The following is a 12,697-nucleotide window of genomic DNA, read 5'->3' on the forward strand; positions in this document are numbered from 1 at the left end:
CTTATTGCTTAGGCTCTTCGCATTGCAATAAAACCGTTAAAGGTGGTTGATAGGCACGTGGCTTAGTAGGAAAACGTTCGTATTCTTGTACGCCTTCAAGCACTTTTAGCATAAAGGTATTACCACGGCACAACCTCTCTGCATGGCGAAGTAAAAACATACTTTGATTGGCAAAATGCTTATAGTCGTCTGATTGTATTTCTAGTTTGTAATTGCTGTCGTCAATTTTGGTTTGGTAGTAATGCACTTTATTATCAAAGTCGTATGATTTTTCTTTTTCGATGGTGTCGGCTTGCGCAGTGCCTATACTCGAAAGGCCCACCAGTGCGCTACTAATAATAAAGCGTGGTGAAAATAACCCTTTCATAAAATGTATCCTTTAATTTGCGAACTTAATACCCATTAAATACTCATATAAGTTCGGTTTATGTACGTTAAGTCTAACACCCAAAAAGAGATAATGTGATGTTCAAACAAATAAAACAGCTTTTTGCAGCATTCGATGATCAAGCGCCGAGTATAGAGCCGCACGATTTAAAAACAGCGGTAGCAGCGTTGCTAATTGAAGTCATGCGTGCCGATACTAAGCTCGACCATAATGAACAACACACCCTGACTGTAACCTTAAAAAAATATTTTAATTTAACAGATTCTGAGGTTGAAGAGCTCACCACCAATGCTGCAAGCAGTTTAGATGGTGCAATTGATTACTTTCAGTTTTCAAAGCAGATTAATGAACATTGCAGTGCAGCCGAGCGCATCGAAATAATAGAATTGCTGTGGCGTTTAGCCTATGCAGACGGTGAAATAGACCCACAAGAAGAGTACGTAATACGTAAAATAGCGGGTCTATTATATGTAACACATGTTGATTTTATCGCCGCAAAAATAGCGGCGACAAAGCAAAAGTAAAGCGTATAAGGTTACTTTAATTTGCTTGCAACACTGACTAATTGATGAGCAAGTGAAGATACTTTATCGGCTACTTCTGGGTCGCTAATTTGGCCATTATCGCCAAAAACAGAAAACGCAGAGGGTACAGCAAGTTGGTCGGCAAGCACTAACGAACCAATGCCGCTTAAAATATCACGTACGTGGTTTAAACCGCGTAAACCGCCCAATCCACCCGGTGAAGTAGCAAATAATGCCACTACTTTATTACGAAATGCCGGTACTGCACCTTGCTCTGTACGCGATGCCCAATCGATGGCGTTTTTTAATGGCGCAGTGATCGAGCCGTTATACTCAGGGCTTGCCAATAAAATACCATCTGCAGAGCGGAGTTTGTCTTTTAAAAGTTGGGCGTCGGCTGGTGTGCCTTGCGCTTCAATGTCCTCGTTAAATAGTGGAATATCTAACTCGTTTAACTGAATAACTTCTACTTCAGCACCGGTTTGCAAAGCAAAACGTGCTGCTTCATTAATAAGTTTTTGATTAAAGCTTTCTTTTCGTAAGCTGCCCGCAAGAGCGATAATTTTTGGTGCTGACATAGATTTGGCCTTTTTATGTTTTAAGTTACATACCTAATGTAGCAAACTTTTACTTGTAGAAAACCCAAATAAACGCAACACTTATGTGCGTATACGCACATAAGTTTAAGGCAGGGCGCATGGCAATAAAATTTGACGACTGGCAAGACGTAAAAGTAGCCTTTGAAGTGGCTCGGCTTGGCACGCTTACCGCTGCGGCAGAGGCACTAAATGTACACCACAGCACAGTGTTAAGACGAATTAACAGCCTTGAAAAAAACCTAGATACCCGCTTGTTTCATCGCCATGCTCGTGGTTACAAGGTAACTGAAATAGGCGCTAAATTATTTGCTACAGCGCAAACTATAGATACCTCGCTCGAACAGCTACATAACGATATTGCCGCTGCCGACAGTACTTTACGCGGAAGTTTATTACTTACTACGGTTAGTGGGTTTATGGATGTTATGGGCGATGTATGTGAGCAATTTCAGGCATTACACCCACAAGTGCAGCTTGAAGTTATTTTGGAGCAAAAACGCTTGCGCCTCGATCACGGGCAAGCACATATTGCGCTTCGTGCAGGGCCTAAACCTGATGAAGGTGATTACATAGCTCAGCATTTAGCAAAGCTTTCATCGGGCCTGTATGCTAACAAACGCTACATTGCCAAGCATGGTATGCCCAAATCGTTAAGTGATTTATCGCAGCATAATTTTGTATCAGGAGTTGCGGGATATAACGCGCGGGTGCCTTATTTTGCTTGGGCAGACGAAAACATTCCTGCATCGCAAATCAAATTACGTGTATCAGAAACCGCCGAGGCTACACGCGCTATTATTAAAGGCTTAGGGATTGGTGGTTTACAACATGATGTAGCAGCGCAATATAGCGATTTGGTCCCTGTGCTACACAGTGAATTAAATTGGCCCACCGATGTGTGGTTAGTGACCCATCATTTAGTGCATCGCACCGCGAAAGTACAAGCTTTTGCAGGATTATTAAAAGCGCATTTTAATAAGCCTCAAACTCTTAAATAGTTTTTTTAACCTCAATACCTAAACGCTTAGCAAGGCGTACAAGGTTTGCTCTGTCGAGTTCCAGCACTCTTGCAGTTGCTGCCCAGTTATAATTATGCTGCTTTAGTTGCTCGGTTATAACTGTAAATTGTAAAGATTCAACGGCCTGCTTTAATGGCTGATTACAGGCCGTGTGAATGGTGTTTTGCGTGTTAACTTGCACTGTATTACTTAGCTGTGGGGTTAAATCGCAGTGCTCGCTTGTAATCGTAACTATAGGGTTTTGCCATTGGCTTTGCTTAGCCTTTAATGCGCTGCGGCTAATAACATGTTCAAGCTCGCGTACATTACCAGGCCAACTGTATTGGTTAAGCAATGCTTGCGCTTCAGTGCTTAGCTTTAATTGTTTAATACCTAATTTACGGGCTGTTTGCTCAATAAAATAACCAGCAAGTAGGGTTATGTCGTGCTCACGTTTATTAAGTGGCGGCACGGTAATAGGGTAAACACTTAGCCGGTGATATAAATCGGCTCTAAAGCGACCTTGTGCTACCTCATGTTTTAAATCACGATTAGTGGCAGCGACTACTCGAACATCTACGTATTTTGGTATGTCTTCACCAACGGTTTGAATTTCACCACTTTGCAGTACGCGCAGCAATTTACTTTGCATAGCCAATGGCAGCTCGCCAATTTCGTCTAAAAATAATGTGCCGCCATCAGCTAGCTGAAACTTACCTTGGCGGGCATTTTGTGCACCAGTAAAAGCGCCTTTGGCATGGCCAAAAAATTCACTCTCTGCAAGATTTTCGGGAAGTGAGGCACAATTTAAGTGAATGAGAGGCTGATCTTTACGTGCAGAATTTAAGTGAATATTACGCGCTACTAACTCTTTTCCTACGCCTGTCTCTCCTAAAACCAATACACTAAAGTTAGAGGCAGCAACTAGTTTTATTTCATTTTTAAGCGTTTTTATTACTGGGCTTTGGCCAATTATTTCACCGCCATCGCGAGTAAGTGCATCACGTGTTAACTCTTGCACAAGTGCACTTGAATGCTGCGCATGTTGTTTGTAATGGGCAAGCTCTAGAGCCGTTTTAAAATGTGCACTACACAGCGTTTGTAAGGTGCTTAGCGTATCTGTGCTGATACTGCTAAAGGCATTTGCATTAAGGCTATCAAACGTGAGTACGCCAAGTAGTGCATTTTTATCGTAAAGGGGTAAGCCTAAACAGGCATGCACAGGAATATCGCCTGTTTTAGCCAGCAGTAGGCCGTCGTATGGGTCGGGCAGTGGGCAGTCGTGTGCAAATTGTAATGCGTGGCTAGCACTACAAATAGCCTTAAGGCGAGGGTGCTCTGCTATTTTAAAACGCCTGCCAAGGCTGTCGGGCATCAGGCCTTTAATGGCTAAGGGTTTAAGTTGCTCGCCCTGCACCACAAGTAATGCACTGGCATCGCTAGGTATTACACGCTCAACCGTTGCCAGTAATTGGTCAAAGCTGTGCTCGTGCAGGGTGCTTTGGGCAAGCTCTAAAGCTACTTGAGTGAGGTTGAATTGCTGGTTCATGTCAAAATGACCTATACGTGTTTTTATGATTTAAAATAGAGTAGGTCATAAAGACTCATTTTGTAAAGTGGTTATATTTAACCTATTGAATAGTAATACTTTGTTTTATTGGCACAGTATGTGTAATAGCTAAGTAACGTTAATGGTTACTGAGGTAGTTATGAACACATTTACAATAAATAATGTAAGCAACAATATTGAGTTAGGCTCATTTTTTGAATCGCTTTTATTTACTGCTAATGCCGTATTAGGGTTGAGCTTTATTTGTATGGTTGTGAGCATTTTAATTAGCTACCCGTATGCAGAGTACTTTTCGATGCAGGTACAAATATCAGCGCATATTAGCACTATTGTAGTGGCAGCTATTTTAAAAGTTAGTTATGTGCTGCGCTGCGTTGCTCAACATGGTTTAGGGCAGGAAGTACGTTAATGCGCCCACTAAATTTAACCGAGCCAATGCCAGCGCACATAGCTATCCATCAAGTAACTAAATGGCCGTTATGGATGCTTGCATTTAGACCTTACTTTTTAGCAGGCGGTTTGCTGGCATTTTTTTCGATAGGGTATTGGTTACTTATTTTATCAGGCCATGCTAGTTGGCACTTAACCATACCAGCTACACTTTGGCACGCTCATGAAATGCTGTTTGGCTTTGCAGGAGTGGTTGCTGTAGGTTTTTTACTTACGGCGGCACAAACATGGACGGGCGTTGGAAGTATAAGTGGCAAAGCACTTATGCTACTTACTTTAATATGGGTAATTGCTCGTTTAGCTTTTTTTATTGTGCTGCCAGATTTTGCCAATATTAATTTATTGGCTGTTATTGTGCTGCAGCTAGCATGGTGGATAGGTGCAATTGCAGCGCTGGCTAATATGCTATTAAAAGCACGCAGTAAAAATAACTATCAGTTTTTAGCTATTTTAAGTGTGTTGTGCTCCCTCAATACACTTTATTTATTACTTGTTTTAAATAACAACATGCAGCTTGCTTTGGCTGTGGTTGACACCGCTGTACTCGTTATTAGCTTACTGGTAGGCATTGTTGCAGGAAGGGTGCTTCCCTTTTTTACTGCTAAAGGTTTATTGCTTAGCGAGCAAACACGCACTCCTAAAACTGATAAAGCACTGCTGTATTTATCAATATTGGCAATTACTTTATTTTTTATTAGTAAGTTATTTTTAAGCGCAATTAGCCCTTCATTAATTGTTGCAATAGTTGCTGCGCTTCACTTAATTCGATCTGGGTATTGGTGGAACGCAAAAGTGCTAAAAGTGCCATTATTATGGTCTCTGCATTTTTCTTATCTTGCTTTAGGTGTTGGCTTGATGATGATTGCATTTAGCTTTTACACAAGCGTAATACCCTTCAAAGATGCGCTCCACCTCATCACTATTGGCACAATAGGGATGATGATTTTAGCCATGATGACCCGTGTATCGCTTGGTCATACAGGGCGTACGCTTAGCACCCCTAATTATATATCTGTTGCTTTTGCTCTTGTGCTGGTGGCAGCGATTACTCGCTCAATACTCCCCTTAATTATTGGGCCACACTTTGCTTGGCAGATAAGTGCTTTGCTGTGGCTAGTGGCTTTTTTGTTATTTTTAATTTACTGCACACCTATATTAACGCGGCGTCGTGTTGATGGGCGTCGTGGTTAGTTTACCTACAGGAATACATTATGTTATCTGATAAAACCATTGAGATTGTTAAAAGCACCGTTCCGTTATTAGCGCAAGCCGGCACGGTTGTTACCGATCATTTTTATAAGCGTTTGTTTAGCCATAACCCAGAGCTTAAAAATATTTTTAATATGGCGAATCAAGACACCGGCCGCCAGCAATTTGCTTTGTTTAACGCATTAGCGGCATACGCCCAAAATATTGATAACTTAGCGGTGTTAAAAGAGGCATTAGCGCGCATTAATCATAAACACACCAGTTTAAATATTTTACCAGAGCACTACCCCATTGTTGGTGCTCATTTAATTGGCACCTTAAAAGAGCTTATTCCTGATCAATTTACGCCAGATGTAGAATACGCATGGCGTGAAGCTTACGCATTGCTTGCTGATATTTGTATTACCGAAGAAGCGGCTTTGTATGAACACAGTAAAAACACACTGGGTGGTTGGGCCGGTACTCGCCAATTTGAAATAACCAACAAGCAAGTTGAATCTGAGCTAGTAACAAGCTTTACACTTACGCCGGTTGATGGCGAAGCTATAATTACCCATAAACCTGGCCAATATTTAGGTATTAAAGTTAAGCCAGAGGGCGCTGAATATGAAGAAATTCGCCAGTATTCTATTTCGCAAAAAAGTAACGGTAAAAACTACCGTATTAGTGTTAAAAAAGAGCTACAGCCAAAGCCTGGCATGGTGTCTAATTATTTACACTCACTAGCTCAAGGTGACATAGTTGAACTATACCCGCCTGCAGGAGATTTCTTTTTACGCAATAGTACTCAACCGACGGTACTTATTTCAGCAGGTGTTGGGCAAACGCCAATGCTTGCTATGCTCGAAACGTTATTAAGCGATAACCCTAATCACGACATTCTGTATTTACATGCGTGCGAAAATACTCAGCAGCACTCGTTTGCACACTATTTAAATGAATTAAGTACGGTTTATAACTGTTTGCAAACTATGACGTGGTTTAATCAAAGTAGTGATGGGGCTGATTTTACTGGGCTAATGGATTTAACGGCCATAAAAACACAGTTACCTCTTAAAAATGGCGATTTTTACTTATGCGGCCCCGCTGGGTTTATGGCGTTTGTGAAAAGCCAGTTACTGGCACTAGGCGTTAAAAATGAGCATATTCATTACGAAGTGTTTGGTCCGCATCAAGACTTATAAACCAAGTGAAAAATGATAAAGGCACACAGTATTAATGCTGTGTGCCTTTTTAATAGTATTTTATTGCGCTTTACAACTTACGTTTTTAAGCTCAATAGACATATCTTTTTTAGGATAATAAAGCACGCACTGCTCGCCGATTATTTGTAAAACAAATTTTTCAGACTTTATATTATGCGCGCCCATTATGGGCATGCCATTTGGATCTTTACTATTTCCATGGCTTAGCAAAAGCTCGCTACGTTTGGTAAACACAGTGTCGGCAAGTGTAACTAGCGTGCCACCTTTGGCTTTTATAATGGCCTGTTGTAGCACAGTAATAACGCCTGGGTTAACCTCTGTTAAAAGCGCAGGTTTTGCAACGGCATTACTCATACTATTACACCCCCCAAGGCTAATTAATACAGTGAGTATTGCCAGTAACTTTACCATTATTGCTCCTTAGACAACGTAGGCCATGTTAGGTCCATGTTACCGCGAGTAAGCTCATTTGGTGCGTTTAAAGGCTGCAGTTTTTCGCTAGTTGCAGCAAAGCTTGGTACATCTACTTTACTATTAGCGACTGTTGTTGTGATTGGGCACTCGCCGTTATTATCTATATGAAAAAGTGCTGCAGATAGTAAAGCTTCGTTGCTATCACCAAGTTGATTATCAAAGTCGTCGCTAACAACACATCCTTGTACATCGGCATTAAATTGTGGCGTTGGTGTAGGGGTAAAGCCAGCGGCATATTCACCAAAGCCTTTGCTGTTAACGCCACTAAATTGAATGGTGTAGTAGGTTGTTCCACAGTTGTGTGTAGGCGTAAATCCGTATGGTTTACCACAGGTTGTATCGCCAATCAGTATCACCTCTGCATCTATCCCTTTTAAGCCATTTACAAACGCTTCAGAGGCTGAACAGGTACCTGATGTACTTAATACATACACTTTAGATAAGTTTAAATCAGGTAATTTATCGCCAGTACTGAAAAACGTTGAGTAGTCTATTTCTTCGTCAATAAACGGGAATGGAGAATCAATAGGCTGCTTATCATTTTGTTGCGTTTGATAGTAAAAACGGTTTTGTACATTGGCGCTCCCCGCCACCATATATGCAAGCTGCGAAGACAGTGCTAATAAACCACCGCCGTTGTATCTAAAATCAATAACGAGTTCGTCTACGTTATCGGTTTTAAATTTATTTACTGCATCAATAAGTCCTTCTTGGGCAATACCTATGTGACTATTAAACTGCATATACCCAACGCGCGTGTTATTGCTTGTTACAATCGTTTGTACATTTTGAACTGGAGTCTGCTCGATGTTACCTGCAGTGACATTAAACGTTTTTTCCGTGCCGTCGTTACTGCGTACAACAATTGTATGTGAGTCACCGTTGGTTGGGCTAAATAAGCCTTCGTTTAAAGTGTCTATGCCTGCTTGGGTATTGGTATTAATACTCACACCATCAACTTCAAGTACAGTATCGCCTCGTTGAAAGCCAATTTGGCTTGCTGGAGAGTTATCTTCAAGGTAAGCAACACGTAAAATTCTATCGGCTGAATCACCAATAAATGCCCAGTTAATACCATAGCCAGAAGTGACGCCCGACTGTGCTTCTTGGAAGTAATCTTCAGAGGGTTCTGAAAAATGAAAGTTATCTTTTTTAGCACCCGAATCGGTTAGTTCTTCAGTTTTTAGTTGAGCAAAATAGTCAGCCACGGTATCGAACGATTCAGGGTTGTTATCGGTAATTTCATCATACCAAAGGTATGTTTCGTCGCTCCATGAGCGAAGCCATAGTTTTTCGTATAAGGCTGAACCAGCTTGGTCTGGGTATGGTTGGTTATTATTAAACGGATCGTTACCTGTGCGCGGTGTTTCACAAAAGTTTTTAAGTTCGTCTGACGGTTCAAATACACCAGCAGTCCATGTCGGTGTGCTACTTGTTGGTGGCGTGACAGGAGATGGTGTATTATTGCTACCTCCGCCTCCACCACAACCTGTTAAAGCAAAAGTTGAGAGCACGCTGATAATTGCAAGCGATAGTGTGTTGTTTTTAAACATGCTAAGTACTTCCTGTAAATAAGTTATTTAAAATACTACAACACCTGATTATTTATTCAACGTTTAGCTTTTTCTTTATGTAAATAAGTGTGTCATTTTTATTTGCAAAGCAGGAGCTTGAATTTCTTTATTAGTGGATAGGCGCTATTACAGTTTATTGGTCGTGTTTTTTAGTGCTAGGTCTTGTTTTTGCCAGGCATTAAAGAGTTTTTGTTGTTGTTTTGAAATTTTTAAACCATACGTTTTTTGCATGTAAGCATAGGCGTCGGTAATTTTTTTTCGGGCATAAAGCGGAGGCTCTACAACGCGTTGTTTAAAGTTTACTTTTACATTACATTGGCCATATTGGGTCGCGGGCTCACCCAGCATACCAAAGCGGTAATTAGAACGGTCAGCGTTTATTTCGCCAATGGCGGGGGCTAAATTGTTTATGTCGGCTTCCATCTTCCTAAATTTAGCACTGACCTTACGGCAATTTTTTCGCCCGCCGTTTTGCCAACATTGTAGTTGATGGCCAAACTCCCATGCCGGCACTATGTGCTCCCATTCAATACGTAAAGCGCGCTGATTTATTTTGCCAGAGCGCGTGAACGTATTACGTGGTACATAGCCACAACCCGTTGGATCTGGCACTAGTTTTTTACCTTGTTTTTTAATATCACAACCGCAATACAGGCTTTTTGCATTGTTCGGTAGTGTTTTTATTAAGTGCTTTTTAGCAGTAGAGAAACGAGTAAAGTCTTTACTTGATACCGAAAAACAGACACAGCAAGCCAGTAAGGCCAAAATCAATCGGGTCATATCCATCACATACGTGAACTACAGGAGCGCCTAGTTTACTGGCTTAACAGGCAAACATACACTTATTTAAAACTGCGTTTAATCCTTATATTTTGCAATAGCAGCAAAAAACCACTTAAACAAAAAAGTACACTGGTTGCTGCAAAGCTAATTAATAAAGGATTATTAAAGTTTTCACGCTCATCATAATCCATAATATGAAGCATCCAAAAAAAGTCGAAAATTCGCCACAGTGTACTGCGCACAGTAATCACTTGGCCTGTATCTGATGACAAATAGAGGGTGGTGCTAAATGTATCGTTAAATTGTACTTGCCATACATTTTTTTTATAACCGCTTTCTCGTGGTCCTACAGCTAATAATGCGGTACTTTCGGGTTGAGCATCAATAAGTAAATGTGCGTGCGCATTAGCAATTATTTGCTGTTTATTCGGCGCTTTAAATGGTTGCCCAGTAATGCCATTAAAACTTTGAGGGTTGCCTTTACTGGTTACAGTTATAAGTGGGGTGAATAAGAAATGTGTGAAGGTTATTTTAGTCGGATTAGTTACTTGCGAAACAATATCATCAATTGATGCGACGTAATCGCTGCTTTTAAAAGGGTTGGCTAGAGTGCGTGTTGCTAGGTGTTTACCATGTACTTTTTCAAGCGGAATAGCGCTCATCACTAAACCGCCAAGCAACCAAGCTAAAATTTGTAGGCCTAATAAATAGCCTAACCATTTATGAAGTTTACGTGCTGGCTTAAATATTTTTTTCATAGGTGTTTATCTTATTATTTTTAATAAACATTTTACGCGAATGGTAGGCAAGGTGGGTGCGACAAAATGTCGCACTAGTGCATTAAAACTGAGTTGCAGCACACTAGCGCGAATAGTAAGTAGCAATAACACTCTAAAATAAGAATATTAACTGATAAAGTGTCTATTTATAGGGTGTTGATTTGGTATAACGATAAAACTGCGTTAAAGTTTGCAAGGTAACTATTAGAGGATAAATACGAAACAATGTCGGAAATTCAATTTTTAAATGTAGATCTAGAGCTTGAGTCAAAACAAGATATTAGTGTGCTGGTGGCCGACCTAAAAAAAGTCGCAACGATTTTACATTATGACAAAGACGAATACCGTCAATTAGCGCGTATTGAGGTAGCTGGCGATGTTAAATCACCAGACAAAGCAATAAACCATATTTGTGAGCTTATTGAATCGTGTTCACGCAATGCATTAAAGCAATGGTTAAGCTGTTCACGCAGAACGTTTGATATAGGATTTGAGTCAGGCACATCGCCAAAGTGTTTTAATCAAGCTTTGCATGCAGATACACTACTTCGTATATCTGCTATTGGCGCGGGTATGGAAATAACAATTTACCCTCTCGAGAAGTAACCTACGCTTTTCGTTCAACAACTGCTGCGGTCATTTTTGATACGCAGCACAGTTCGTTACGGCTATTTGTGATTTTTATTTCCCATACTGAGCTACGTTTTCCAATATGAAATGCGCGTGCTGTTGCCGTTAATGTACCATTACGAGAAGCCTTTAAATGGCTTGCACTTATTTCTTGCCCAACACAGTAAAATTTTGTGAAATCGACAACAAAATTAGCAGCATAGCTGGCTACCGTTTCTGCCAGTACAACGTTAGCGCCGCCATGAACCATGCCAATAGGATTATGATGTGCAGGGATTGCAGGCATAGTTGCGACTAAGTAGTCATCGCCTATCTCTGTTATTTCTATTCCCATGGTTTTCATTAGGGTACCTTGGCCACTAATCCCTTCGTCTAATTGTTTACACAGTGCTAATGTAATCGGTTGATGCCAAATACTCATATAGATTCCTTTAAATTTAATGAAGCAAGTTACTATTTTTATAGGCTATTTTAGAAAGCACCTAAAATGTACACGTAAGGAAGTAATTTGGCTATTTGAACGGGTAATTTAAATTTGCGATTTTTATTTAACTGTATATACTCACAGTTAAATGTACTGTATGGAAAACCAGTTGTATGCGCCCATTAACTAAACGCCAAGCTCAAATACTCGAATTAATTAAAGTGTTTATTAAAGACACTGGTATGCCGCCTACACGTGCTGAAATAGCACAAACGTTAGGGTTTAAAAGTGCAAATGCCGCTGAAGAACATTTAAAAGCCCTTGCCAAAAAAGGGGTGATTAAAATGAAGCCAGGCGCAAGCCGAGGGATTCAACTTGTTGAAGAAGAGGAACCGGAGCAATTAGGTTTACCGCTTATTGGCCGAGTTGCGGCAGGCTCACCCATTTTGGCGCAAGAGCATGTTGAGAGCCACTGTAAAATTGATCCATTAATGTTTAAACCAGCTGCTGACTTTTTACTGCGCGTAAATGGTATGAGTATGAAAGATATAGGCATTATGGATGGCGACTTACTTGCTGTACATAAAACACAAGTGGCTGAAAATGGTCAAGTTGTGGTTGCTCGTGTTGATGACGATGTAACAGTAAAACGTATTGAAAAGGCAGGTCGTCAGGTATTACTTCATGCCGAAAATGACGAGTTTGCACCAATTAAGGTCGACCTTGAAACTGAATCATTCAACATTGAAGGCTTGGCAGTGGGTGTTATTCGTAACGCAGACTGGATGTAGCTTTACCTTATTTTATAAATTGCGCACTATTTTGGTGCGCATTTTTATTTTTTTAAATTTGTTTTTTTATTCATACTCCTTATTTCATTCTCAGCCCTTACTAACTCTCGATTTTAGCTACTTTTTTCTACGCTAAACTAAATCAACTCTCTACTTTTTACATATTTATTGTTTGTTTTTAATACAAAAAACTTGCATGCTGGTTAAATATTAACTAATTGTTAATGAACTGACGCTGGCAATACTCATCGCTTTTAAGTTTTGAGCACACACAATAAATTTGTTGCTAGCGCAGTGAA

General features: G+C 40.4%; 15 protein-coding genes. 7 read left to right on the top strand and 8 right to left on the bottom strand.

From position 1 onward, the window contains the following. Position 1: 1 nt before the first annotated feature. Positions 2 to 367, bottom strand: a complete 366-nt coding sequence (locus tag CWB62_RS17205) for a hypothetical protein (RefSeq protein ID WP_138527398.1) — start codon at positions 365 to 367, stop codon at positions 2 to 4. A gap of 98 nt (positions 368 to 465) precedes the next feature. Here CWB62_RS17205 and CWB62_RS17210 point away from each other — a divergent pair, with 98 nt between their 5' ends. Beyond that, entirely contained in the window at positions 466 to 912 is a 447-nt protein-coding gene (locus tag CWB62_RS17210; protein WP_138527397.1) for a tellurite resistance TerB family protein, read from the top strand. An 11-nt stretch (positions 913 to 923) separates the two neighbouring features. Here CWB62_RS17210 and CWB62_RS17215 read toward each other — a convergent pair whose 3' ends face one another. Further along, positions 924 to 1,490, bottom strand: coding sequence for an NADPH-dependent FMN reductase (locus CWB62_RS17215; protein ID WP_138527396.1), 567 nt, complete (start codon positions 1,488 to 1,490; stop codon positions 924 to 926). A gap of 119 nt (positions 1,491 to 1,609) precedes the next feature. On the opposite strand from CWB62_RS17215, the gene CWB62_RS17220 reads away from it, so the two are divergent. Next, positions 1,610 to 2,509: a LysR family transcriptional regulator gene (locus CWB62_RS17220; RefSeq protein WP_138527395.1), complete on the top strand. Its 900-nt coding sequence runs from the start codon at positions 1,610 to 1,612 to the stop codon at positions 2,507 to 2,509. On the opposite strand, the gene norR is transcribed toward CWB62_RS17220, so the two are convergent. Then, a complete protein-coding gene (gene norR / locus CWB62_RS17225) occupies positions 2,502 to 4,058 on the bottom strand; it encodes a nitric oxide reductase transcriptional regulator NorR (protein WP_058403634.1) in 1,557 nt (518 codons plus the stop codon). The two genes, CWB62_RS17220 and norR, sit on opposite strands and share 8 nt — an antisense overlap. Positions 4,059 to 4,218: 160 nt before the next feature. On the opposite strand from norR, the gene CWB62_RS17230 reads away from it, so the two are divergent. Genes CWB62_RS17230 through hmpA form a run of 3 tightly spaced genes read left to right on the top strand, consistent with a single transcriptional unit; the run spans position 4,219 to position 6,922 of the window. Beyond that, a complete protein-coding gene (locus CWB62_RS17230) occupies positions 4,219 to 4,488 on the top strand; it encodes a hypothetical protein (protein ID WP_138527394.1) in 270 nt (89 codons plus the stop codon). Beyond that, entirely contained in the window at positions 4,488 to 5,720 is a 1,233-nt protein-coding gene (locus CWB62_RS17235) for an NnrS family protein (RefSeq protein ID WP_138527393.1), read from the top strand. Before CWB62_RS17230 ends, CWB62_RS17235 begins: the two co-directional genes overlap by 1 nt. A 20-nt stretch (positions 5,721 to 5,740) precedes the next feature. Continuing rightward, positions 5,741 to 6,922, top strand: a complete 1,182-nt coding sequence (gene hmpA / locus CWB62_RS17240; RefSeq protein WP_138527392.1) for an NO-inducible flavohemoprotein — start codon at positions 5,741 to 5,743, stop codon at positions 6,920 to 6,922. Positions 6,923 to 6,982: 60 nt separating this feature from the next. Here hmpA and CWB62_RS17245 read toward each other — a convergent pair whose 3' ends face one another. The 4 genes from CWB62_RS17245 to CWB62_RS17260 all read right to left on the bottom strand — a co-directional run bounded on the left by CWB62_RS17245 (position 6,983) and on the right by CWB62_RS17260 (position 10,532). Continuing rightward, positions 6,983 to 7,354, bottom strand: coding sequence for a hypothetical protein (locus tag CWB62_RS17245; RefSeq protein ID WP_138527391.1), 372 nt, complete (start codon positions 7,352 to 7,354; stop codon positions 6,983 to 6,985). Then, positions 7,354 to 8,970, bottom strand: coding sequence for a S41 family peptidase (locus CWB62_RS17250; RefSeq protein WP_138527390.1), 1,617 nt, complete (start codon positions 8,968 to 8,970; stop codon positions 7,354 to 7,356). Before CWB62_RS17250 ends, CWB62_RS17245 begins: the two co-directional genes overlap by 1 nt. Positions 8,971 to 9,117: 147 nt before the next feature. Continuing rightward, a complete protein-coding gene (locus CWB62_RS17255; RefSeq protein ID WP_502704952.1) occupies positions 9,118 to 9,771 on the bottom strand; it encodes an endonuclease in 654 nt (217 codons plus the stop codon). A 62-nt stretch (positions 9,772 to 9,833) separates the two neighbouring features. After that, the gene (locus CWB62_RS17260) at positions 9,834 to 10,532 is read right to left on the bottom strand and encodes a hypothetical protein (RefSeq protein ID WP_138527388.1); all 699 of its coding nucleotides are present in this window, start codon (positions 10,530 to 10,532) and stop codon (positions 9,834 to 9,836) included. A 246-nt stretch (positions 10,533 to 10,778) separates the two neighbouring features. On the opposite strand from CWB62_RS17260, the gene CWB62_RS17265 reads away from it, so the two are divergent. Next, positions 10,779 to 11,159 carry a hypothetical protein gene (locus CWB62_RS17265; protein WP_006793771.1) on the top strand — a complete coding sequence of 127 codons (381 nt, stop codon included), beginning with the start codon at positions 10,779 to 10,781 and terminating at the stop codon, positions 11,157 to 11,159. A 1-nt stretch (position 11,160) separates the two neighbouring features. Here CWB62_RS17265 and CWB62_RS17270 read toward each other — a convergent pair whose 3' ends face one another. Next, entirely contained in the window at positions 11,161 to 11,604 is a 444-nt protein-coding gene (locus tag CWB62_RS17270; RefSeq protein WP_058403628.1) for a PaaI family thioesterase, read from the bottom strand. A 176-nt stretch (positions 11,605 to 11,780) separates the two neighbouring features. Between CWB62_RS17270 and lexA the strand changes: the two genes are divergently transcribed. Further along, the gene (gene lexA / locus CWB62_RS17275) at positions 11,781 to 12,398 is read left to right on the top strand and encodes a transcriptional repressor LexA (RefSeq protein ID WP_006793773.1); all 618 of its coding nucleotides are present in this window, start codon (positions 11,781 to 11,783) and stop codon (positions 12,396 to 12,398) included. The last annotated feature ends 299 nt before the right edge of the window (positions 12,399 to 12,697 follow it).

It is taken from the genome of Pseudoalteromonas sp. S408, assembly GCF_005886645.1.
GTDB lineage: Bacteria > Pseudomonadota > Gammaproteobacteria > Enterobacterales > Alteromonadaceae > Pseudoalteromonas.